15 protein-coding genes and 1 pseudogene are annotated in these 25,382 nt (G+C 43.1%); 1 reads left to right on the top strand and 15 read right to left on the bottom strand.

Going from position 1 to position 25,382, the window contains the following annotated elements:
• Window positions 1-170 precede the first annotated feature (170 nt).
• Together eutC and ABKW31_RS04410 are read right to left on the bottom strand one after the other, a co-directional pair.
• On the bottom strand, window positions 171-983 hold the full coding sequence (gene eutC / locus ABKW31_RS04415) for an ethanolamine ammonia-lyase subunit EutC (RefSeq protein ID WP_348614988.1): 813 nt from the start codon (window positions 981-983) through the stop codon (window positions 171-173).
• 6 nt (window positions 984-989) lie between these two features.
• Window positions 990-2,372: an ethanolamine ammonia-lyase subunit EutB gene (locus ABKW31_RS04410; RefSeq protein ID WP_348614987.1), complete on the bottom strand. Its 1,383-nt coding sequence runs from the start codon at window positions 2,370-2,372 to the stop codon at window positions 990-992.
• Between the two features lie 253 nt (window positions 2,373-2,625).
• On the opposite strand from ABKW31_RS04410, the gene ABKW31_RS04405 reads away from it, so the two are divergent.
• Entirely contained in the window at window positions 2,626-3,186 is a 561-nt protein-coding gene (locus tag ABKW31_RS04405) for an HdeD family acid-resistance protein (RefSeq protein WP_348614986.1), read from the top strand.
• 47 nt (window positions 3,187-3,233) lie between these two features.
• On the opposite strand, the gene truB is transcribed toward ABKW31_RS04405, so the two are convergent.
• From truB to ABKW31_RS04340, 13 genes and pseudogenes are all read right to left on the bottom strand, one after another.
• Complete coding sequence (gene truB, locus ABKW31_RS04400) at window positions 3,234-4,190, bottom strand: tRNA pseudouridine(55) synthase TruB (RefSeq protein ID WP_348614984.1); 957 nt, start codon at window positions 4,188-4,190, stop codon at window positions 3,234-3,236.
• A 3-nt stretch (window positions 4,191-4,193) separates the two neighbouring features.
• Window positions 4,194-4,622 carry a 30S ribosome-binding factor RbfA gene (rbfA, locus tag ABKW31_RS04395; protein ID WP_348614983.1) on the bottom strand — a complete coding sequence of 143 codons (429 nt, stop codon included), beginning with the start codon at window positions 4,620-4,622 and terminating at the stop codon, window positions 4,194-4,196.
• A 115-nt stretch (window positions 4,623-4,737) separates the two neighbouring features.
• Window positions 4,738-7,347, bottom strand: a complete 2,610-nt coding sequence (gene infB / locus ABKW31_RS04390) for a translation initiation factor IF-2 (RefSeq protein WP_348614982.1) — start codon at window positions 7,345-7,347, stop codon at window positions 4,738-4,740.
• Between the two features lie 21 nt (window positions 7,348-7,368).
• On the bottom strand, window positions 7,369-8,862 hold the full coding sequence (gene nusA / locus ABKW31_RS04385; protein WP_348614981.1) for a transcription termination factor NusA: 1,494 nt from the start codon (window positions 8,860-8,862) through the stop codon (window positions 7,369-7,371).
• A gap of 48 nt (window positions 8,863-8,910) precedes the next feature.
• Window positions 8,911-9,369, bottom strand: a complete 459-nt coding sequence (rimP, locus tag ABKW31_RS04380; protein ID WP_348614980.1) for a ribosome maturation factor RimP — start codon at window positions 9,367-9,369, stop codon at window positions 8,911-8,913.
• A 357-nt stretch (window positions 9,370-9,726) separates the two neighbouring features.
• Entirely contained in the window at window positions 9,727-10,734 is a 1,008-nt protein-coding gene (locus ABKW31_RS04375) for a cupin-like domain-containing protein (protein WP_348614978.1), read from the bottom strand.
• Between the two features lie 6 nt (window positions 10,735-10,740).
• On the bottom strand, window positions 10,741-11,463 hold the full coding sequence (locus tag ABKW31_RS04370) for a SapC family protein (RefSeq protein WP_348614977.1): 723 nt from the start codon (window positions 11,461-11,463) through the stop codon (window positions 10,741-10,743).
• A 44-nt stretch (window positions 11,464-11,507) separates the two neighbouring features.
• Window positions 11,508-13,064 carry a tryptophan halogenase family protein gene (locus ABKW31_RS04365; RefSeq protein WP_348614976.1) on the bottom strand — a complete coding sequence of 519 codons (1,557 nt, stop codon included), beginning with the start codon at window positions 13,062-13,064 and terminating at the stop codon, window positions 11,508-11,510.
• Between the two features lie 139 nt (window positions 13,065-13,203).
• Window positions 13,204-16,152: a TonB-dependent receptor gene (locus ABKW31_RS04360; RefSeq protein WP_348614975.1), complete on the bottom strand. Its 2,949-nt coding sequence runs from the start codon at window positions 16,150-16,152 to the stop codon at window positions 13,204-13,206.
• Between the two features lie 1,741 nt (window positions 16,153-17,893).
• A pseudogene (locus tag ABKW31_RS04355) lies at window positions 17,894-20,599 on the bottom strand (family 16 glycosylhydrolase); the annotation flags it as partial.
• Between the two features lie 482 nt (window positions 20,600-21,081).
• Window positions 21,082-23,310, bottom strand: a complete 2,229-nt coding sequence (gene bglX, locus ABKW31_RS04350; protein ID WP_348614974.1) for a beta-glucosidase BglX — start codon at window positions 23,308-23,310, stop codon at window positions 21,082-21,084.
• A 150-nt stretch (window positions 23,311-23,460) separates the two neighbouring features.
• Window positions 23,461-24,420: a glycosyl hydrolase family 17 protein gene (locus ABKW31_RS04345; RefSeq protein WP_348614973.1), complete on the bottom strand. Its 960-nt coding sequence runs from the start codon at window positions 24,418-24,420 to the stop codon at window positions 23,461-23,463.
• Entirely contained in the window at window positions 24,413-25,306 is an 894-nt protein-coding gene (locus ABKW31_RS04340) for a glycosyl hydrolase family 17 protein (protein WP_348614972.1), read from the bottom strand. Before ABKW31_RS04340 ends, ABKW31_RS04345 begins: the two co-directional genes overlap by 8 nt.
• Window positions 25,307-25,382: the final 76 nt, after the last annotated feature.

Here is a 25,382-nt window from a genome sequence, read left to right as displayed (position 1 = left end):
CGGTTAAACCCTGTTAATGTAAAAAGGTGATAATTCCAAATTGGCTAAAGGCTAGTGTCTCAAAGTCTGCAATATTATAAAATTCTTCTAACCACGGCGAGATAGCAATATCGCCATTACCGGACATTTATCATCTAATAAAAAAGCATGGCTTGGCTTGATGCACTATGCTACTCGAGTAAAAAGTTACCTTTTCTGGCTAATTCTGCTGAGTCCTTATTAGATTTATCTTTTAATCGAACCCCAGACAACATAAGGCGTTCTGATTCAGTGATTAACCACATTAATCTTTTCGCCGCTTCTTCAGGTATGAGGCCAGCAGGCCTGATATTAGAAATACAATTACGCGATTCATCTGTTAAGCCAACCCTAGCTTGGTAGGTATAATAAATACCTAAGCTATCCGGTGAACTCAAACCCGGCCGCTCACCGATGAGTAGGATCAGTAAACGACTGCCGAGTAACTCAGCCACTTCGTCTCCAATCGCAACTCGTCCTTGTTCGACCAAACATAGTGGACTACAACGCAGTCCCATACTCTTGAGTTGCTCACATATCAACTCAACCATTACAGCGCCATGCTGCTGTACTGCGCTTGAAGAGAGGCCATCGACTAAAACTATGCTGGCATCATAAACCAGTCCATTACCAGCCTGTTCTTTGAGTAGGTCGATTGAAGCCCTATCCAATCTGCGTCCCTTATCGGGTCGCTTTAAATACTCACTACGATCAATGGCTTGACTGTGCAACCTAACAAAAGGCATGGCCTGCAGTGCAAATTGTTGTTGTAGTGCGGCAAAATCCAAAGGTATATGCACCGCATCGCGGGCTCTGGCATGCGCTAACTGAAAAGCCAGCTGCGCCTGAGTCCTCTGACTACTGCCACAGCGGCCCAATCCAATCCTTGCTTCGGTCAAACTTCGTAAACTGGCCCAAGGCTCGTCGCTGGTGAGTAGCGGCTTGTGATATTTATCTTTTTTCATGCCTCATCACCTATTATTTAAAAAAGCAAAGCCTGCCGGTAGACTCTCACCTGCTATCATTTGGCCTTGTGGATCGGCAATGCCCATTTTAGTTAACCATGCCGCAAATTCTGGGGCAGGCTTTTTGTTTAGTACTTGTCTAAGATACAAAGCATCGTGAAAGGAGGTACTTTGATAGTTAAGCATAATGTCATCCGCTCCGGGTACCCCCATAATAAAGTTAACACCCGCGACACCTAATTGAGTCAGTAGGCTATCCATATCATCTTGGTCAGCCTCAGCATGATTGGTATAACAAACATCACAGCCCATGGGCAATCCCAATAACTTGGCACAAAAGTGATCCTCCAAACCCGCCCGAATAATTTGTTTACCGTCATATAAATATTCAGGACCAATAAAGCCCACAACGCTATTAATTAACAAGGGATTAAATTTACGTGCAACGGCGTAAGCTCGGGCCTCACAAGTTTGTTGGTCAAGTCCATGATGAGCATTGGCTGATAAAGCACTGCCCTGCCCCGTTTCAAAATACATCACTTGCTTTCCCACAGTACCGCGTTTTAACGATAATGCGGCTTGATGAGCTTCACCTAGCATGGATAAATCAATACCAAAACTACTATTAGCTGCTTGTGTGCCGGCAATCGATTGGAAAACCAAATCTACCGGCACGCCTTTTTCCATCGCTTCAAGATGGGTAGTGATATGGGTCAGTACACAAGATTGAGTGGGAATTTCAAAGCGTTGAATAACATCATCCAGCAGATGCATTAGCCTTGTTACTGCTTGATAATTATCAGTAGCAGGGTTTATACCAATCACAGCATCACCACTGCCATAAAGTAATCCATCCAGCAAGGAAGCCGCAATACCTCCAGGATCATCTAAGGGATGATTAGGTTGCAAACGGGTAGACATATGGCCACGCAGCCCAAGTGTATTTCGAAATCGACTGACTACTTCAATTTTTTGCGACACCAAAATTAAATCTTGCACGCGCATGATTTTTGACACTGCCGCCACCATTTCAGGCGTCAAACCTGCGGCCACCTGAGCTAAACTCAAACTGTTAGCTAAATCTGATAATAACCAATTACGAAAATCGCCTACTGTTAAATGCGATATAGAAGCAAAGGCTGAGGCATTGTGATCATCTATAATTAAACGTGACACCTCATCTTTTTCATAGGGAATAAGTAGTTCTTCAAGAAAGCGTTTTAAGGGCACATCAGCTAAACACATTTGGGCCGCAACCCTCTGAGTTGCATTGTCTGCGGCAAGTCCCGCCAAACAATCTCCTGAACGCATTGGTGTAGCCTTGGCCATTAATGTTTTAAGATCAGAAAACACATAATGTGTGCCTGCTAAATTTATGTGATATCTCATGTTTCCTTGATACCTGATTAATTCAGGGGAATGAAGCAATGACTAAATAAATAGCATAACTAGAACAAGATTAAACCTGTGTGCAGGTATTTTAATCAAAAAGTTCGTGAACATTTAATGCTCGGTAAATAATATTAAGCCAAGGCTGCCAACCATAGCGGTAGCACTGAAAATAAAGTTAAATCTCAAAATCGCTTTGAATAACATGTTATTTTGGTATTCATAGTTTTATTTTTGGCAAAAGGATGTCGTTTTGAGCGCTAAAAAAGTACAAATGAAAATCAATTTTAATGAATTTATGCAGCTCCACGTAAAGGCAGTGCGCAATACCGGTATCATCATGCTTGTGATTGGCGCTCTAGCGCTTATTTTGCCGATGGCTGCTGCACTCGCCATCGAATTAATTCTGGGTTGGTTAATATTATTTGCTGGCATAACGCAAATGCTACACGCCTTTCGAAGCAAAGGCTCTAGTCGCTTTTGGTGGGAGACTGGTGTTGGCCTACTTTACGTTGTAGTCGCATTAATGTTGCTCTTTAATCCCATACAAGGACTTATTACCCTCACCTTATTGCTGACTATTTTATTTATTGCTGAAGGCCTATTTAAGATCATCCTCGCATTGCAACTTAGACCTGAATCAACTTGGCCTTGGTTGTTGGTCAGTGGTGTGTTGTCTTGCGCACTTGGATTCATCATCCTGTCTAATATCTCAGGTAATGCTCGTTGGGTGCTAGGCATGATGGTGGGGATTAATTTTGTGTTTGCCGGATGGGCACTGATTAAACAAGCGAGTCATTTTAACCAGAAGTAAGCCAGTTTTTAATAGTGCGACAGCGTCGCACTATTACTTTATTAAGTTCAGGCAGGCAGCCTAACGACAACACGCTTAGGTTGTACTCTGTTGCCTTCTTCTAAGATTCCCACACCTAAAAATAGATGCTCATCGGGTGAATACACTCTCACCTGCTCACCTTCGATAAGAGCTGAAGATGTATTATCGCTCAACCTTGCCGAATTACCGTTATTGTAATAAATAACCTGATCAGCGCTTAAGGAGACTTCACCGAGACATTTAACCGCTGTATCCATAGGCAGTAACAAGGGATCTAATAAAGAAGAAACCTCTACTCCTTGCTCTTTTGCCTGAGCAATTAAGGCATCAAGTTGTTCAAAGGTCAGCATCTTATCACTAGGATAGTCTGTGACTTGCGAACGATGTAGTTTACTCACGTAAGCACCACAACCCAAGGCTTGGCCCATATCGTCCACTAAAGAGCGAATATAGGTTCCTTTGCTGCAATGCACGATCATATCCACTTCATCACCTTCAAAACGCTCGACACTAAGACTGTAAATAGTGATGGGCCGAGCTTCGCGAGGAATATCAATACCTTGACGTGCATAGCTGTACAGTGGTTTGCCTTGGTGTTTCAGTGCTGAAAACATCGAAGGAATTTGTTTTATTGGACCACGAAACATCTCACACACTCGAGCAAGCTGCTCGGCGCTTACCGATACATCTCTAGTTTCCACCACTTCTCCGGCAGCATCCGAGGTAGTGGTACGAATACCCAACTTGGCGGTAACTTGATAGGTTTTGTCGGTATCTAATAAAAACTGTGAAAACTTGGTCGCCTCGCCTAAACAAATAGGCAACATGCCAGTGGCAAGCGGGTCAAGTGCACCAGTATGGCCAGCTTTTGCTGCACCAAAGGCCCATCTAACTTTTTGCATCGCTTGGTTAGATGAAATATCGAGGGGTTTGTTTAATAGTAATATGCCATCGACCGGCCTACCTTTGCGCTTTCTACCCAAGAGTTATTCCTCGTTTGGCTTATCAGTATCTTCTTCACCAGGAATGCGACCAGCAAGACGTGCGCGTTCAGCATCCTTGTTGCGAGTTTCACTGACTAAATTAGCAATACGAATACCTTCAGTGAGTGAGCCATCACGCAAAAACTTCAGCGCAGGCACAGCGCGCATGCGCATACGACTCGCTAATAATGTACGGATGTAACCTTTGTTTTCTTGCAGTATGTTGAGATACTCTTCCATCAACTCTTCATCATTCTCGAAAAAAGTCACGTATATTTTGGTGTAGGCTAAATCGCGCGAAACTTCGACCGACGAAACAGTAACCATGCCTAAACGCGGGTCACGATTTTTAAATTCGTTTTGCAAAATGCTGGCAATTTCTTTGTGAATTTGTTGACCGACACGGTCGGTGCGGGAAAATTCTCTAGCCATAATTATCTCTCCTAACACCCAAAAGGTGTTCTGTATGTTACTAAAACGGAGGCCTAAGCCTCCGTTTGTATTTTTACTCTCGAACCAAAGCTAGTTTTTGAGAGTGACTATCTCATTATAGTTCGCGTTTTACTTCTACAGTCTCGAACACTTCGATCTGATCACCAGGTCTAACGTCGTTGTAGTTTTTCACGCCGATACCACATTCCATGCCGTTACGCACTTCTTGAACATCGTCTTTAAAGCGACGTAATGATTCTAGTTCACCTTCATAAATAACGATGTTGTCACGAAGTACACGAATAGGACTACTACGCTTAACCGAGCCTTCAATTACCATACAGCCGGCAATCGCACCCAATTTAGGTGATTTAAAGACATCACGTACTTCAGCTAAACCGATAATCTGTTGTTTGAACTCAGGCGCTAACATACCTGTCATGGCAAACTTAACTTCATCGATCAAATTGTAAATAATGCTGTAATAACGTAGGTCAATTTCTTCAGCTTCAATAATACGACGAGCAGTAGCATCAGCACGCACGTTAAAGCCAATTACGATAGCACCTGAAGCATTAGCTAAGCTGGCATCGGTTTCGGTAATACCACCAACACCACTACCAACGATATTCACTTTCACTTCATCTGTAGACAAACGCATCAATGATTCAGCAATCGCTTCAACCGAACCTTGAACGTCAGCTTTAAGTACCACATTCAATTCACTAAACTTACCGGCTTCCATATTGGCAAACATGTTTTCCAATTTAGATTTCTGTTGTTTAGCTAATTTAAGCTCACGTTGTTTCATATTACGTTTAGCGGCAACTTCACGGGCTTTACGCTCGTCTTGCACAACTAAGGCATCTTCACCAGCGAGAGGTACACCGGATAAACCGAGCACTTCAACCGGAGTAGAAGGACCAGCAGTTAACACTTCTTTACCATTTTCGTCACGCATCGCTTTTACGCGACCATATTCGATACCGCAAAGTAAGATATCACCCGCTTTTAATTGTCCATGCTGCACTAATACAGAAGCAACCGGACCACGTCCTTTGTCTAAACGCGACTCAATAACGATACCTTTGGCTGGGCCAGAAGGTGCCGCTTTTAAATCTAACATTTCAGCTTGAACGATAATGGCATCCAGTAAATCATCAATACCCAAACCGGTTTTAGCCGATACATAGAGGAACTGGTTTTCACCACCCCACTCTTCAGAAATAACCTCAAGTTGCGATAACTCTTGCTTAACGCGGTCGATATCAACGCCTTCTTTGTCCATTTTATTAACGGCAACAATCAAAGGTACGCCGGCTGCTTTCGCATGCTGAATCGCTTCTTTAGTCTGTGGCATTACACCATCATCTGCAGCAACAACCAATACAACGATATCTGTTGCGGTTGCACCACGGGCACGCATTGCGGTAAAGGCAGCGTGACCAGGAGTATCTAAGAATGCGATACGCCCTTTATCAGTTTCAACACTGTAAGCACCGATATGTTGGGTAATACCACCAGCTTCACCATCAGCAACTTTCGCGCGACGGATATAATCCAATAATGAAGTTTTACCGTGGTCAACATGACCCATAATAGTAACAACAGGTGCTCTTGACTCTTCAGAATGAACTTCGTTGTCAGCCAACAATTCATCTTCAAGGGCATTATCATTAACTAGTTCATACTTATGACCCATTTCTTCAACAACAAGTACAGCTGTTTCTTGGTCTAGTACATGGTTAATCGTAACCATTTCACCCATTTTCATTAGGGTTTTTATTACTTCTGTGGCTTTAACTGCCATTTTACCCGCTAGTTCACTAACGGTAATGCTTTCACCAATTCGCACACTTCGCTCCACTGGTTGAGCCGGTTTATTAAAGGCGTGTTTCAAGTCAGAACCGGCATTTTTCTTAGACTTTTTACGCCTTTTAGAATTACGCTCAGACTTAATATCGTCAGCATCTTCTGCTTCCTGCGCGTAACGATTAGAGTGCAAATGCACTTCTTCCGTTTCTTGCTTCTTACGACGTTCTTCTTCTTCTTTCCAACGACGTGAGTTTTCTTCAGCTAACACTCTAGCTTCATCAGCTGCGCGTTTTGCATCTTCTTCTAGCTTGCGTTGCGATTCTTCTTCTTGTGCTTTGCGAATTTTCTCTGCATCAGCACGGGCTTTCTCTTGCTCAGCTTTTTCAGCTGGGCTCAAAGCAGATTCTTCAGCCTGACGGGCTTCCGCTTCTTTTTTAGATTTTTCAGCACGAGCAATACGCTCAGCATCCGCTTTTGCTTTGGCTTCAGCAGCTTTCTGAGCTTTTTCTTCGGCTTCTTTCTTAGCTCTGTCGACCGCTTCTTGTTCAGCTTGCAGTTTCGCTTCATGTTCAGCAGCTAAGCGCTTAGCCTCTTCATCAACTAGTGTTTGCTCTTCTAAATCAGTGCGTTTTATATAAGTACGTTTCTTACGCACTTCAACCGTTACCGCTTTAGATTTGCCTACACTCAAGGTGCTAGTCGTTTTACGTTGCAAGGTCATACGATTCGGTGCACCAGAACCAAAACCACCATGTTGTTTGCTTAAAAAATCAAGCAATTGGCGTTTTTCATCTTCTGTTACGTTAGACGTCGCACCTTTTTCGATGCCTGCACTTTTAAATTGTTGTACTAATCGGTCTACCGAAGTGCCTATATCGGTGGCGAGTTTTTCTATGGATACGTCTGCCATAATGGTATTCCTCCTGGTGACCTATTCTTCATTAAACCAAACGATATTTCTGGCAGCCATAATCAGCTCACCGGCTTTTTCTTCGCTTAATTCTTCTATATCTGCAATCTCATCTACGCCTTGTTCAGCAAGACTTTCAAGATCGGTAACACCACGACTCGCCAGTAAATACGCTACGTGTCTGTCCATTCCTGGCAAATTAAGTAGCTCTTCTTTGGGCTCAGCAGCTTCAAGTGTTTCTTCATTCGCTAAAGCACGAGTTGTTAAGGTTGCTCGCGCTCGGCTACGCAACTCTTCAACCATGGCTTCATCTAGGCCTTCAATGTCTAACAATTCATTGATAGGCACATAAGCAATTTCTTCTAAGGTAGTAAAACCTTCGTCAACAAGAATGCTGGCAAAATCTTCATCAATATCCAACCCAGCGGTAAACACACCCAATACTTTGGCATTTTCTTCAGCGTGCTTGGCGTTAAGATCTTCCACTGTCATGACGTTTAATTCCCAGCCAGTTAACTGGCTAGCTAAACGCACGTTCTGACCACTTCGGCCAATGGCTTGCGCCAAATTATCTGCCTGAACAGCAACGTCCATAGCGTGTCTGTCTTCGTCAACGACTATTGAGGCTACTTCAGCAGGTGCCATAGCGTTGATAACAAATTGTGCGGGGTTGTCGTCCCACAATACGATATCAACACGTTCGCCATTTAACTCGCCCGATACGGCTTGCACACGTGAACCACGCATACCAACACACGCACCAATTGGGTCAAGACGTTTATCGTTGGTTTTAACCGCAATTTTTGCTCGTGAACCTGGATCGCGCGCTGCGGCTTTGATCTCTAAGGTTTCTTCAGCGATTTCTGGCACTTCAATGCGGAATAATTCAACCAACATATCAGGGTGAGTACGGCTGATAAATAACTGTGCACCACGTGCCTCAGGACGGATAACGTACAATAAACCACGTACCCTATCGCCTGGGCGAAATGTTTCACGAGGTAGCATGTCATCGCGATAGATTACACCTTCCGCATTGTTACCTAAGTCAACCAAGATATTATCGCGGTTCACTTTCTTAACAGTACCAGTCACTAATTCACCGACGCGGTCTTCATATTCAGCGATGACTTGGTTACGTTCTGCTTCACGGACTTTTTGCACAATAACTTGTTTCGCCGTTTGCGTGGTAATACGGTCAAACGTTATCGAATCAATTTGGTCTTCAACAAAATCACCCAATTGAATATCGGGTTCATCTATCTGCGCAGCAGAAATTGACATTTCAGCCATCGGATTTTCTTGTTTGTGATCATCTTCAACCACTAACCAGCGACGGAAAGTATCAAAATCGCCTGTTTCACGGTTAATACTGACACGCACTTCGATGTTGCCTTCATTTTTCTTTTTGGTAGCACTGGCGATAGCAAACTCTAACGCCTCGAAGATTTTTTCACGTGGTACTTGTTTTTCATTAGATACGGCTTCAGCCACTAATAGAATTTCTTTATTCATTGTTGCCTCACTGATTATGTTCTTACCAGAGCACGACTTGTTTCCAACTTATTTAAAAGTGGGGACAAGGTTTCCTTTCTCAATATTCACAATAGCCAACACAAACGTTTGGTTATCAACTTGTACGGTTACATTGCCATTCTCGCAGGCAAGTAGCTTACCTTTAAAATTACGTCTGTCGTTCAGTGGCATTCTAAGACGCACTGAAATGACCTCACCGACACAACTTAAATAGTGCTGTTCTTTGAATAATGGACGGTCCATGCCTGGTGAAGACACTTCTAGGTTATATTCAACGCTGATTGGATCTTCAATATCCATGATGGCACTAACCTGATGACTTACGTCAGCGCAATTTTCTACCGTAATCCCATCCGGATGATCAATATAGACACGTAAGGTAGAGTGTTTGCCGGCGCGGACAAATTCAATACCAACCAATTCGAAGTCAAGGGCTTCAACTGGTGCGACAAGCATGTCGGTCAATTTTTTTTCAAGCTGTGACAAATTTTTGCTCCAAAAACAAAAAAAGGGCTAATGCCCAGAGAGTGTTTACAAATTACGACAAAACGGATAACAAAAAGCCCCTTTCAAGCGGGGCTATTTGATTCTGGACCCTAGTCCACTTATTTCACTAAAATGTAAACTAAGCGCATTTTAGACAGTGGTTGCAGAAGTGTTAGGTCGTTGTATGTGAAGCAGTTGCTACAGTATAACTCGTTAATCTTCCGCCTTTTTGCGAAACGTTACTATCCAAATCAGAGGGAGCCCGTCTCAAAAGATGCAGCATTATATAGAGTAAAAGGCTTATTGGCAACCTGAGAAACATGCAAAACACATTGAATTGCTTGTAATGTTTTAGATTTATCGATTTAAGCTATTTAACAAGTTAGCCCGTAATTTTCTGGCCATATTGTCATCAATCGTATCGAGGATACCTCTAGCATGGGCGGGGATATGTTGTTGCTCTTGCGGTGAAAATACATATTGTTCAAATATCTGGCGCCACGCATCTCTTTGCGCTGCAGGTAGTTCTTTTATGGCCAACAAGGCATGATTAAGGGCGTCGCCCGGTGCGCCCATGTGCATCGGTACTTGTCGCCACCAGTAATTGAGCAGAATATTAAAGTCACTTAAGGCTTCTACATGATGCCACCACATACTAGGAATAAAAATTGCGTCACCCGCTTCAAGTTCCGCCACTTGTGCGTGAGCCAAAGCCATTTTAAATTTGGGATAACGTACAAAATCAGGATGATGGAAGTCAACTAAACTAGCTGGTTGGCCCGCTGGGGTAAAATCGAGGGGACCAATATACAAATTATCTAATTGATCGGGTGGAAATAGAGTAAAACGTCGTTTACCGGCCGCGACACACGCCACATTATCGGTAACGTCATAATGAGCAGCTATGCGGCTCTGATTGCCTATCCAAATACTGACCAGCGGTTTGTCTGCTAATTGAGGTATATCATTTTGTTCTGCCCTTAAGCCAGGCAAAATATGATTGACAGAAGTTGAGCCCACATACATAGAGCTTCGTTGTTCATGTCCATCAGCACAAAGGCTATCAAGCAGGGCATTTAGACTCATTTGTTGGCGAGTGAAATTAAAACCAGTTAAGGCGCTATTGTAAAAAAAACGCCCCTGCTCTTGGGCCTCGGCGATCATAGCAACCACCGGTTTTTGATTATAAAATGAGCGCAAGTATGACACCGCATCGACTGTGGATTTTTTCCCCTGTTGCACTAATGGCCAATGCTTAATTAATCCCTTGAGAATCAAAGGTTCAGTCGAAGTCAAAATATTTTCAGTTAGCGCGCTGTAGCCATCACACACTAGGGTTTTGACTGCAGGCAAGGATGTCAACATCACGGCTTATAACTGCTTATTTTTTAATTCAATTAAATGTGACATTGCAGCCATTGAGGCCAATACCATATAAATGTGCTGCATATAGCCTTGTTGGTATAAGTCATAGACCACTTCAGCAGACAAGCCAGCTAGTTTTTCCTCATTGATGGTATACAAGCTACTTAACTCATTATTGGAGCCATCGTTTAATTCAACTTTTATAGACACTGATTCAATTAAGTCATTGGCTAATAAAGCGTCAATAAAAAGTTTCGTTTCAGCATCACCTTGATGTATGGCTTTGAGCACCGAATTAATCTGTTGCAAATACGGGCTTTGACCGCCTTGCGGTAAAAATACTAATTCACCATCAACTTCATTAATTCGAGGACTGTCCATATCAATATGGACAACCGCATTGGGCTCATCCTGCCCTGCTTGTAAGTCTTGTTGAAAGCCAATCAGAAAAGGCCGACGCTGAATAGCCAAGGGGATATAGCTGGCATGCCACCCTTCATTATCTAAAAATAAATTTTCTTCAATAGCAAAGCCAAATAAAGCGATAGCTTCAAATTGCCCGGTTTCACTGTGTTTGCGAAACAAAATAGGATAATCACCTTGGGCATAACGAAACTCCGAGGTGAATAAACGACTATAACTACTGGTATCACCGAACTTAGGGTCGTGATGGGTCAATACTCTCAGATTTTTATGAGTAATATTATCGAGCTGTTGATGATTAGGCATACGTTTTCCACATATTTATTATTTTATTTAATGGCTGCAAAGGATTAAATTTTTTGCAGCCCATATTGACGTATCTTATTGATTAAATCTCTATTTGTCGGCAATCTTGCCAACAATTTTTGGGTTAGCTCGCTATTTTTACGAAACTGCATGTCAGCCAATGGACCATTTTCCGACCTACGCATAGTCGGTCTTTTATGGGTTTCAAAACCCATCCCATACAACACATATTGATAACTGGCCGACGGAAAGATCTCATCCACTTGGGTAAAATCTTGGTGCCATGGTGACTCGTAACGCCATAAAGTCAATAATTCTTGCAAACCCGCAGGTATACTTTCTTCGCGGCAATTATCTATCCAATAGGCAGTATCTGTGCGTTTAGTCAGTACATAATGTAATTTAAGAAAGTCAATTATACGGACCCAGCGATATAAAAATTTATCATTAAAGCGCTTAGCCACAATATCCATAACATTTCGACTAACCGGTAACTGTTCACTTATCATGGCCGCGGATAATTCCACCAGCACCAAAGCAGATGCTTCAAGGGGTTCTAAAAACCCTGCTGCCAAACCCACTGCCACACAGTTATTTTGCCAGAACACCTGACGATGTCCGGGGTTAATATCAATTTTACGAATAGCCAAACTGTCAGCAATATCCGGTCGACTAAGCCTAAGGTAATCACGCAGTTCTACTTCAGCGTTTTCAACGCTGATATGTTTACTTGAAAAAACATGCCCTACTCCGCGACGCGAAGGCAAGCCAATATCCCAAATCCAACCACTCGACTGCCCGGTTGAAATTGTATGTGAAGCAATCGGGCTTTCTTCATCTGGGTAAGGTACATGACACGCCAACGCTGTGTCGTTAAACAGGATGTGTTTTTTGCTGACAAAGGGCACTTGATAGTGCTTGCCAATTAATAAGGCATGAAATCCAGTGCAATCAATAAATAAGTCACCGCTAACGTCGCCATTCTTTTTGGTAGTCACTGACGCGATGTCGCCATTTTCATGACTATTGACAGCGACAACATGATCAAGAATGTGTTTAACCCCTAACTTTTCAGTGCAGTGTCTTTGTAAAAAGTGCGAAAATTTACCCGCATCCAAATGATAGGCGTAATTAGCGACGTGGGCATATTCAGGCGTGGTATTTTGCTTAGGTGCAAGACCTCGCTCACATAAATAACCTTGAAAACTCACCGCATCCGCAAAAGACACTTTATCCGCGTGTTGCTGCCAAAAAGGCACTAAATTTATGTCGTTATATCCTTGTGGCAAAACCAAAGGATGATAATAAGCGTCATTTTCGGCGCCAGTTACCCACTTAGCAAACTTAGCACCTTGTTTAAAGGACGCATCACATTCGCGGAAAAAATCTGTTTCACTGATGCCCATTTTTTTAAGCGTACCACGCATAGTCGGCCACGTTCCTTCACCCACGCCGACAGGACTGACATCAGGTGATTCAATCAACCTAACTTCAATACCTTGTTCACTATTAGACAAATGTTCAGCAGCAATCACACCGGCTGTTAACCACCCAGCAGTGCCGCCACCCACGATAGTAATGATGCGAATTGATTTATCCACCAAGTTAATCCACCTTATTTTTACGTCTATACGAATGTAAATACGCGATTAAACAATAAAAAGTTTTTGCAATATAACATGTCTACTAAAAGTAAAAAGCCGCTAAATTAGCGGCTTTTATACAAACATACTCACTTACTTAGAAAGTATAACGGGCGCCTACTGTATAACGAGGTCCGTACTGACGAGCAAATAAGAATTGATTTTCATAACGACCATAACCTTGTTCAGTTTCGTCGGTGATATTTAAACCCTCAAAGAATACCGTTAGATTATCGTTTACATCATAGTTAACACTCATATCAGTTTGAGCGTATTCCTTACCAAATTGGGGAGGATTTTCAGCAGAACCTTGTTGTTGCCCTACACCAATTAGGTAGTTATCACGCCAAGCGTAAGTCACTTTGACCGACAAACCATCTTTCTCATAGAAAACTTGGAAGTTGGCAGAATCGCTCAAACCGTTAAGTGGAGATTGGCTTTCAAAACTATCAACATCAAATTCCACATCCCCATTAACCAAGGTTCCATTCAGACCGACACCAAAGCCAGACTCACCAAACATATGTTGTACGGCAAATTCAATACCATCAACTTTTTTGGTGTCACCATTGGTGGGTTGAGTAACCAACCACTTCATCAGAGGATCATTACTGTTTTGGAAAACAATAACATTACCCGTTAGCTCATCAAACTCACCACCACCGTTAGCAATGATTTGCGTCCAAATGTCTCCATCAGCTGGGACAAAACTTTGATCGCCAGCAGCATCTTTTAAGTCTTGAATAGCTGTTGCAGCGCGTGGTCCGATTAATGGGTCACGTAAACCATCGACTTCAATAGTCGTTGTAGTGCGTGTTATAAAGTTCTTTACATTCTTACTAAAATATCCCAGAGACACATAACTTGCATCGCCATAATAGTATTCAAATGAAAGATCAAAGTTAGAAGACTCAAACGGTAATAAACTCGGGTTACCCGAACTACCATTACGACTTCCAGGTTTTGGGCTACCCGATAAAGACCGTGAGCCTAACAAATCCCCAAGAGGTGCACGAGTGATCGTTTTACCTACCGAAAAACGACCATATAAATCTTCCATCAACTCAATCTTAAAGTCTAAGTTAGGTAGAGTCACATTGTAACTGCCCGTCCCTTCTAAGAAGTTTTGGTCGCCTGTTTTGTAACGAGTCTGCCATTCAGTCGGGTTTGACCAAACGATAAAGTCCTCAACGTTTTGCAACACGTTGCTGACAACATCAGATTGTTCGTAACGCACACCGACATTAACGTCTACCGGCATATCGCCCAATTCAAAATACATTTTGGCTGACAAATAGGCACTAGATGTTTTTTCTTCTACATCACTGGTGTTAAATACACCAAAATCTCTATTAAGAGGGTCTAATGGGAAGTTGTCGAAATAAGCCGCCATACGACTCACAGCTTCGGCATAATCAAAGGTGTAATAATAGTTAGTGGTTAAGTCATTACCACCGCCGTCAAGAGCATCAAGAAAGCTGCCGGTATCTTGACGAGTAAACATGCTATCTGGGAAAACAGCCATATTACCATTGTAACCGTTAGGTCCAACGTTACCATTGTTAGCGCTATAGCCACCAAATGATTGTTTAGTATGGGCTAAACCAAATTTAACATTAGTTAGGAAACTATCATCAGGGTTAACCCATTCCGAGTTTATCTGAGCTTGTTTGACTATTGATTCACCCTGCCCACGACCGAACTGAGCAAATAGTGGATCAAAGTCTCCAGGACTTGCTTCTGCTGCGCCATCAGGCCATCTCATAGAGAACTGAGGAACTTCACCCGTGGTGTAATCGTAAGTTTTATCAACGATATTATTAGGCGCTAAGATAACGTTACCGGCATGGCGGCTTCCTTTATCTGCACCGTCATCCGCCGCGTTACTTGAATCGTGGTAATCGAATTCAATATTGATATCGCTATTTACTTGCCACTCAAAATTAAATCCAATAGATTCAGCTTCAACCAGTGTTGTGCTCTTGTTTGCCGAATGCGCATAGTCATTCGCGGTTTCAGTAAAGTTAACCGCAGTACCATTTTCGTCTAACTGATACGAAGTAATGTTGCCGCCAAAGTTAAACCACACTCCAAAACCACGTCCATCAATCGATGTTTCAGCTTGAGAGCGAACATAATCCAATGTGAAGGTCATGTCGTCGCGTGGCGCATATTGCAAGGTCAATTGACCGTTTAATCGCGAACGCTCAACATCATTAATATTGTAAGATATCTGCCGAGGGAAATAAGTATGCCCTAGTTTTTCACCTTCAGAGTCATTGCCGCGCAAATCGATAGCATTATCACCAGTGGCATTACCTAAACCTTGGTCAGCTTGCCAACCCGGAATATTAGCGCTTTGTTGTTGAAAATCACGTTGTTGCATGGCTAATGAAATAGCTACACCGAAGGTATTATCAGCAAATGTATTGCTATACAAGGCTGCGATTTGCGGTGTTATATCATCACCGGTCACCGTAGAGGTATCATAAATACCTTTACCTGATAGTGAATATTTCAACCCAGGCGAATTCAACGGTTTAGCTGTAACGATGTTAACCGTAGCACCTAAACCACCACTTGGGTTTTCAGCCAGACCTGTTTTATAAACTTCGAGTGCGCTTACGCCCTCAGAAGCCAAATCTTCTAAATTATACGAGCGGGTGTAACCAGTACCTGGCATTTGACGACCATTTAGGGTTACTAGGTTAAATTCTGGGCCAAAACCGCGCACAGTAATTTGGCTACCTTCACCATTTGAGCGACTCACCGTAACACCAGTGATGCGCTGCAATGATTCCGCTAGGTTGGTATCTGGGAATTTACCCATGTCTTCTGCTGAAATCGCATCGACGACACCACTTGCTTCACGTTTCATGTCCATTGAACGGGCTAAACTGCCACGAATGCCTTTAACTTGGATGACTTCTACGTCATCTGCACTTGTTTCAGCTTCTTGTGCATAAGATGGCATTGCAACTGCACTACCAATAAGCAATGACATCGCAGTGGCTAGCTGAGTTTTCTTAAAATTAGATTTCTTCATGATTATTTTCTCATTAATCTTTTATGTGACTTAGCTATGCCGATTAAGGCGCCGTAAACACAACGTTATCGATTTGGTAAACTGCACCACCACCTGTACCCCATGCTGGGAACATCATAATGACGCCAACGTTTGAGCTGTCTAAATTAGTGGGAAGAGACGTTAAATCAGACATAGTAAAAGTATAAGTTTGCCAAGTGCCCACAACTGGGGCGACGCCCTCGTTGCTTGTAGTTAAGTTAACTTCAGCGTATTTTGTCGTATCATCAGTGGTTTCGATTTTTAACATCCAATTCGTCGCATTCGCAGGATTGGCGACCACCAACATATCGAAACTAAAGGTAGTAGCACTAGATACATTGATAGGAGCGTTACCGCCGCCAATATCACTGCGAGTATTGAAGCCTTGCACTGTTTCGCCGCTCGCTGTAGTAGTAAATTCTGCAACGTTACCACGATCGGTTACTGCAGGAGTGGTAGGCGTAGTGCCACCACAACAATCCCACACTATCCAATCGGTTAATACAGCGTCACCAAACAAACTCAATGTGCCAGTAATTGGCGGATTGCTTGCAGGTGGGTCAACTGGAGTTGGCGCACTTGTTGAACCACTGTCAAACATTACGTTATCAATTTGATAAACGGCACCACCACCTGTGCCCCATGCTGGAAACATCATAATGACGCCAACGTTTGAGCTGTCTAAATTAGTGGGAAGAGACGTTAAATCAGACATAGTAAAGGTATAAGTTTGCCAAGTACCTACGACTGGGGCAACGCCCTCGTTGCTTGTGGTTAAGTTAACTTCAGCGTATTTTGTCGTATCATTTGTGGTTTCAATTTTTAACATCCAATTCGTCGCATTGGCAGGATTGGCGACCACCAACATATCAAAGCTAAAGGTAGTAGCACTAGACGCATTGATAGGAGCGTTTCCGCCGCCAATATCACTACGAGTATTGAAACCTTGCACTGTTTCGCCGTTAGCTGTGGTAGTGAATTCTGCAACATTGCCACGGTCAGTCACTGCAGGAGTGGCAGGCGTAGTGCCACCACAACAATCCCACACTATCCAATCAGTTAGTACCGAATCAACAAACACATTGATAGCGCCGGTAGGTGCAGGTGCATCGCCTGACAACGCCGTTTTATTTACTTGAATATTATCGATTTGATAAACCGCGCCACCGCCAGTGCCCCATGCTGGGAACACTAAAACCACGTCAATAGCTGCCAAATCCAAACCTTGGTTTGCTAAGTCAGCTAAATCCATAGTATAGGTTTGCCACAGGCCAACCGTAGGTGCTACAGCTTCATTAGTAGCTGTTACATTAAACTCAATGGCTTCACCACCAGCATCGACACCACCATTAGATTCGATTTTAATTATCCAATCCATTGCGGTCTCTGGAGCAGACACCACCTTCATATCAAATGAAAGCGTACCGGTTAGTTCAGACGCACTAACGTTAAGAGGTGCATCGCTGCCTCCAACCGCAGAGCGAGTTGAGAATCCCTGTACAGTTTCACCATTGGCGACAACCGTAAATTGAGCAACGCTACCGCGGCCAGTTTCCGCTGTCACAGCCGGAGTAGAACCACCACAACAATCCCAAACAATCCAACCTGTACGCACTGAATCAGTAAAGAATGGTGCAAGTGTCGCAGTGTCAGCCGGACCTTCAGGTGTTGTAGGTTCGGTTGGTGGATTTGGATCCGTTGGAGTAGAAGAGCCTGGCACCGCAAATTCAACATTATCTAAACGATAAACTGCACCTTCGCCTGCTCCCCAACTTGGGAATACCATAAGAACGTCAACACCTGATATATCTAAACCTGCATCATATAAAGCTTGCAAAGAAAATGAATAGGTTTGCCATTCACCAGTAACCGGGGCGACCCCTTCTAAACTGGCCGTTAATGGCGCTTCAAAAAACTCACTTGCATTACCATTAGATTCAGTTTTGAACATCCAAACAGCATTGGCGCTTAGGGGCGCACTAACTACTTTCAGGTCAAATCTCAATACACCATTAGCTAACATTGAACTTGCGTCAACTGGCACGTCGCCGCCACCATCGGTAGAACGAGTGATCAGACCCATTACAGTGCCAGAATTACCATTTTGCACAGCGAATTCGGCAACATTTCCGTGATCAGCACCATCAGCAACAATTACTGGTGTTGAGCCGCCACAACAATCCCATAAAGCCCATCCATCGGCCAGCGCTTCATCTAACAATGAAATAGGTGCTGGACCAGCTGGAACATCGCCGCCTGGTACTTTAATAGTTACATTGTCAACTCGGAAGACTGTATCTGCGCCAGTGCCCCATGCTGGGAATATCATAACAACATCTATGCCGGACACATCCAAAGTGGTGCCATTTAATAAGTCACTTAAGTTAAAGCTATAGGTCTGCCATTGTCCTGTTGTTGGACCCACGCCCTCGTTAGAAGTAGTAAGGTTAACTTCAACGAATTCACCGGCATTACCGTTAGATTCAATTTTAAGCATCCATACCGGTGCTGCACCAGCTGGAGGATTAACCACTTTCATATCAAATGAGAACACACCGTTGCTTAAAATAGCAGATGCGTCGATTGGTGTTCCATTACCGCCGTCTGATGTGCGGTTATTGAAGCCTAGTACTGTTCCAGAGTTGCCGTTTTCAACACGGAATTCGACCACTTCAGAATTGGTATCTTCATCAGTAACTATTGCTGGTGTTGAACCACCACAACAATCCCAAGGAGCAAATACTGGTGTTTCACCTTCGTTAGAATCAAATACAGTAAATGATGGGAATGTTTGTCCACCGGTACCGTCTTGATAAATTCTCAGGTTATCTAATAGGAATGAAGCGCCGTCGCCAGTTTGCCAAGCAGGAAATACCATAACAACGTCGATGGCCACTAAATCTAAGCCTGCATCAGATAAAGCTGAAAGTGGAAATTCATAGCTTACCCATTCACCAACAATAGGTGTTGGACCACCAGTAGTTAACTCTACTTCAACTGCTGTTGTACCTTCAGCACTCTCTACTTTAAACTTCCAAACTGAGGATGCGCTAGTAGGAGGAGTGAGGACTTTCATATCAAATGTGATTTTACCATTAGCAATCATTGGAGATGCGTCAAATGGTGTAGGTCTTGAAGGTGACGTTGGGTCAGAAGGTAAAAACAATGAACGGGTAATGAAACCAAATACAGTTCCGTCGTTACCATTTTCTACGTCAAACTTATACACGTTACCGCGTTCGGCATCATCAGCAACCAAAGCTGGTGTAGAACCACCACAGCAATCCCACGCAACCCAATTGATGTTTACCACGTCGTCAAAAATGGTAATTGGTGTCGCAATGCCGCTTGAAGGGGGTGAAGGAATAGGAGCTTGCCCCATAACTAGGCCATCGCCTTCTTTGTCATATCCGCCGCGTACCGTTTCACAACCTTTCCCTGTAGAAGGGTCGATTGAACACTCGAATACTCGGACATAATCAACTTCTAATGACTGGCCAGCAGCAAAGGCTTCGGCATTGATGCCACCTTCATTAACTGACTCGGGCCATTGTCCACCCACTGCCAAATTTAGAATTAAGTAAAAGTCTTGGTCAAAGGGAGCGCTGGTGTAATTGGTTTCTAAATTACCAGTGACAATGTCATACAACTCAGCATACCAACCGCGATGAGTTAAACCAATCACATCGCCCTTGCCGTTAATACGTTCTTTTGATTGACGTTGAGTAGCATACAAATAATTATTCATATACCAACGAATTTCACCTTCTTGCCATTCAATAGCATAAGTATTGAAATCGTCAGCAGGGCTAGCGCCAGTAGTATAAGCTTGACCACTGAAATCACTGCCTGGGCCTTTACCGTAGTGGATAGTCCCATAAATGTTAGTTTCTGCGGATCCGTCAGCACGGGCTGTACCTAAATTGACGGCTTCCATAATATCGATTTCGCCAGACTTCGGCCAACCACCATAAACTGAATCGGTAGGCATCATCCAAAATGCTGGCCATGCACCCTGACCTGCAGGTAATTTGGCGCGCATTTCGATACGGCCATAAGTAAAGTCAGCTTTGTTTTGCGTAATCATACGTGCTGACGTATACGGCAAAGGTGAGCCGTCCTCAGCCGGTTTGGCCACTATTTTCAGGGTACCGTCAGAAACAAAAGAGTTATCCGCAGAATCGGTATAACACTGTTTCTCTTGATTGCCGCCGCCAGAGCAATTGACTTCATGCGTCCAATTGTTGGAATCAATTTTGGAGCCATCAAACTCATCGCCCCAAACCATAACCCAATCACTAACAGGCTCAGTGGGATTGACTACATCAAATTTAGTATTTGATTCTGAGCCTCCTCCACAACTAAATAAGCTTACCGCAGCAGCAACTACGGTAAGTCTTCGAATTTGTGTACTAATTGTGTTCATGCATTGAATTCCTAGTAGAAAAGTAAAACAAATGGAACGACGCTTACGCAATGTAAGCGCTTTCACTAAAATTAAATCAAAAGTTGAAAAAGGTCAACAATTAATTAACATTAGGTATCGCTTGTTATCGCAAAAACTCGTCATTGTAGTTATAGAACAATATTAATAATTTGCGCATATAAATCATTAACTAGCTGATAAGGCGCTAAATTTAAATCTCATTCGTTTTTACAATACGCAGAAAACCACAAAACAGATGTAAACAATTTGATTACAATTAAGTAAAAAAAACCTGAAACCCCTTACAATAATCACTTAAATTCATTTACGAATGTTATCTAACTGGTTTTCTGATGGGGTAATTAAATTTTTTAGCTACTTTGTCTAGCGCTAATGAGCAGCGTCCATCCGCCTGTTAATTGGCTTAGCGGATGAACGTTAGTTGTTCCCTTATCTGAGATGAAAGCAGCATAGCAACCAGCTCAATTATTGAGAGCTTCACTTACTAATTCAAAGACTTGATAGTTTGTCGTGTCTGAATGGGGCGCTATCCAAACATTAAACCGACCTGGTTCAGTAATAAAGGTATTATTGGGTCCATAAAACCCAAGTAACTCAGCGTTAATTTCGAAGTCAACATCAATACTGCTATACGCTTTAATTGGCAGACGCTTAAAGCCTTTTAATTCTTTAATTGGGCGGGTAGTGCTTGCCACTAAATCACGAATATATAACTGCACTATCTCTTGGCTATCAACCTCACTTCGGTTGCTAATTGTGACAGACGCCGTTATTGAACTCTCCATAGTAAGCCTGTGTTCACTGAGGCGAATTTCACTGTAATCAAATGTTGCATAGCTTAAACCAAAACCAAAAGGATAAAGCGGACTAAAGTGCACATCCAAATGATTGGCTGTCATGCCTAAAGAAGTTTGTGTCGCTCTAACTGGAATATTGTTTTGATGCACAAAGGTTTCATTAGTGGCGGGCCGACCAGAAGATTTTTGGGAATAATAAATAGGTACTTGTCCAACGACTCGAGGAAATGTTACTGGCAGTTTCCCCGAGGGAACTGCCCTACCAAATAATAAATCAGCTACAGCTTCTCCCCCCATACTGCCTGGATGCCACGCATACAATAAGGCACTCACTTTGTCGTTAACATTGGCAATTGTCAAAGGCCGCCCGGCCATGATCACCAAAATGACCGGCGTCCCTGTAGCCACAACCTGCTCAATAAGTTGTACTTGCGCGCCTGGTAAGTCGATATTTGTGCGTGAATGGGCTTCGCCCGAAAGAATAGACTCTTCACCCATCACCATAATGGCAATATCGCTATCTTGGGCCGCATTGATTACCTTTGAAAAATGTTCCTCAGATTGACTGCGTGTTGTATCTAAGCCTTTTTCAAAAGTGATTTTAGTGTCTGCTCCTGCCAGCGCCTTAATTGCACTCAAACACGTTACGCTGTGCTGCTCATCACCATCAAATATCCAGGTACCTAACTGCTCGTATTTGTCGTCTGCTAAAGGTCCGATAACCGCAATACTAGCTAATTGGCTGCTATCTAGTGGCAGTATGTTGTCAGCGTTTTTGAGGAGTACACAACTTTTTGTGGCGGCATCTTTGGCGGCGAGTAAATGCTCATGGTTAGCCAAAGCAACAAACTCTTCACTGTTAGTCTGGGCATTTTCAAACAGCCCCAGTGCATATTTCAGTTGTAATATACGTCTCACCATTTGCTCAATTTTGCTTTCGTCTACTTTATTTTCGCTCAGTAGTTCAGGAAGATGTTTAGCATAACAGTCACTTACCATTTCCATGTCTATGCCGGCATTAAATGCCAATAAGGCTGCATGTTTATCATCTTCTGATAAACCATGAACTGTAAGATCACGGATGGAGCCCCAATCACTGACCACAAACCCCTGGTATTGCCATTCGTCCCTGAGTACTTGTTGCATTAGCCAATGGTTGCCACTTGCTGGCACGCCATTTAAGTCACTAAAAGAGGGCATAAAAGTCGCAACGCCCAAATCGGCAGCCATCTTAAAAGGCGGCAAAACCGTATTGCGCAACTCATTTTCACTGATATTGGCGAAACTGTAGTCACGACCACTTTCGCAATAACCATAACCAGCAAAATGTTTAGCACAGGCCGCTATTGCCGTGCGCTCATTAAGTGATTCTGTTTGAAACCCCTTAATCATTGCGCCGCCCAAACGCGAGCATAAGTATGGATCTTCCCCTAAACTTTCTGCAATTCTGCCCCACCTTGGGTCACGCGTGATATCTATCATCGGTGCGAATGTCCAATTCACCCCTCTGCTTGCAGCTTCAATTGCGGCAATTCTTGCCCCCGCTTCTATGGTTTGTTCACACCAAGTGGCCGCCTGACCCAAAGGGATTGGAAACACCGTGGTAAAGCCGTGTATCACGTCCCGTCCAATCAACAATGGAATACCCAATCTTGATTCTTCCACCGCAATACGTTGCAACTCATTTATAGTTGGCGTGTCCACTTCATTGATAACTGAACTCACATTTCCACTTTGGATAGCTTGTCTTAAATCTGCAGATATTCCACCATATTGGCCAGAAACTTGATTAAGCTGACCCAGTTTTTCGGATAATGTCATCTTTTGCAGTAATGCCTCAGCCTTTAGCATGGCTTGCTGAGATGAAGATGAAAGTTGGGGGGTGGTGGTCATAGTTGGGTTCTCTAAAATAATCAGCGACTCAATTTAAACGGTAAGAGCAAATCAGGTCGAGATGTACTAGAGCGCATTGAAGCAATACGCTCGGTGGTTTGAGTGAGCAATTATCGTATATGGTGAGCTAGAAACAGCATCATTTCTTAGCTAGGATTCTGGAAAAATCTCGTTAACGACTAATTTAGGTGTTCTATCAAGATAGTAAAAACCCCAATGTTTTTCTGGCTCTGATGGCTCATCTGAGCCTTTCCAGGGTTCGTCAAAAGCTTCAAACATAAATGTCAATATGTTCGCTTCCTTGGTCCACTGATCGAGCTGTTTACAATATTGACCTTGTAATTGGATACTCGCGTTCCACGGTTCAATACCTCGACCATTAGACTCTGTTGCCCACCCTGCTTCAGTTATAACGATAGGTATATCAGGATTTACTTCGGCAACCGAATAATAGTTTGACTGGGTATAAGCTAATGCCGAATCTAAAGTCTGATATTCCCAAACGGGATAGGTATGCATAGAAATAAAATCCACGACCTCAACCAGTGGCTTAAGTTTTTCCAACCATGGAACGTAGTTTTCACAAAAGGTGACTGGTTGAGCAATATTGGCTTTTACTTGCGTGGCGTAGGCAACAAGACTTTCGACTGTTACCATATGATCATTCCAATCGACACTCGCTTCGTTGCCAATCGAGGCTGAAAATACAATCTCGGGATATTCGTTACAAAGTTTAATTAAACGGGCTATTTCGATTTCGTTAGCTTGTTTATTTTCTTGCAACTGCTGTTCTGGATAATCTGCTCCCCAAGGACAATCGGGATTACTGACTTCCGCGCCTAAATCAACCCCTAGCATTAGTTTGAAGTCTAGGTTTTTATCTTTGATAACTTGCAAAACAGTAAGTGCATGCTGACTGCAATCATACAGGCGTAAATATTGCCAATGGGGAGCCAATATTTGTAAATCTTCCAGAATATCTTGGTAACTCGGAAAATCGTCCGTCTGCGGACTCTGGCCTGCTCGATATCCAGAATAACAAATTGCCTTACCCGGCGGTATAACTAACTTATTACCTTGAATTATTTTTTCGCGGGAAAAACTAGACATATTTTGGTACTCCATCTTTGTTCCATAAGCCCCAATACGCGCCTACATCACCCTCTTCGGAGATTTTCCAAGTTTCATCAAACGATGAAAAATAAATGATATCAATGCCATCTTCTTCCGCCCATTTGTAGGTATTAATGAAATAACGAATAGCATTTTCGTAGGATGGAATGGCCCCTCCTTCAGGAGAGCCTACATTTGGCCAGCCTGTTTCACTGACAATAACCGGTTTACCGTTTGCCGCTTTTGTAGCAATACGATACATTTCTTTCATGTATAAAAGTGCATGTTCCGCAGGACAACTTTCCCAAAACGGATAACAGTTGGCCAAAATAACGTCGCAAGCTTCGGTTACTGCTGGGTGATCGACAAATTTAAAATAAGCATCGACATAGCCTACCTGCACATTTGGCGCAGCGGCCTTAGCACGCTCTAAATAATCAACCAGCTGTTCTTCCGTTAATTCTTTACGTAGCATCACCTCGTTACCTACGGCCAAAATATCAACATGACCGGCTTGGGCCAATTTAATACCTGCTTGTAATTCCTTTTCATTATTTTCTAGATCTTCGTCTAACCACACACCTACCATGGTCTTAAGGCCCAATTCCTTGGCTATTATTGGCGTATGCTGATTGCCCTGTGTGCATGAAAAGCTGCGGATCCAATTCACCGATGACTGAATAGGCGCTAAACGCTCTCTTATTTGTTCAGGACTGATAATAGTCTGGGGACCGGGTCGTTGCCCCTCCACATAAGGACTAAATGAAAGACCATGAATTTTATTCGTCAGTAATTCGCCCACAAGCTTTTTTAGTTCGTCAATTGAACGGGTAGTTGCATCCAGTCCGCTCAGCGACAGTGTTTTTTTATAAAGATTAGACATGTATCTCTCTCAAAAGTGTAATTTGTGGCGCATACAGCCCATCGCCTGACCACAGGCAAATGGACGAGTACAATTC

This window comes from Paraglaciecola sp. 25GB23A (assembly GCF_040012495.1).
Lineage (GTDB): Bacteria > Pseudomonadota > Gammaproteobacteria > Enterobacterales > Alteromonadaceae > Paraglaciecola.
This window is presented reverse-complemented; position numbering and strand designations above follow the sequence as displayed.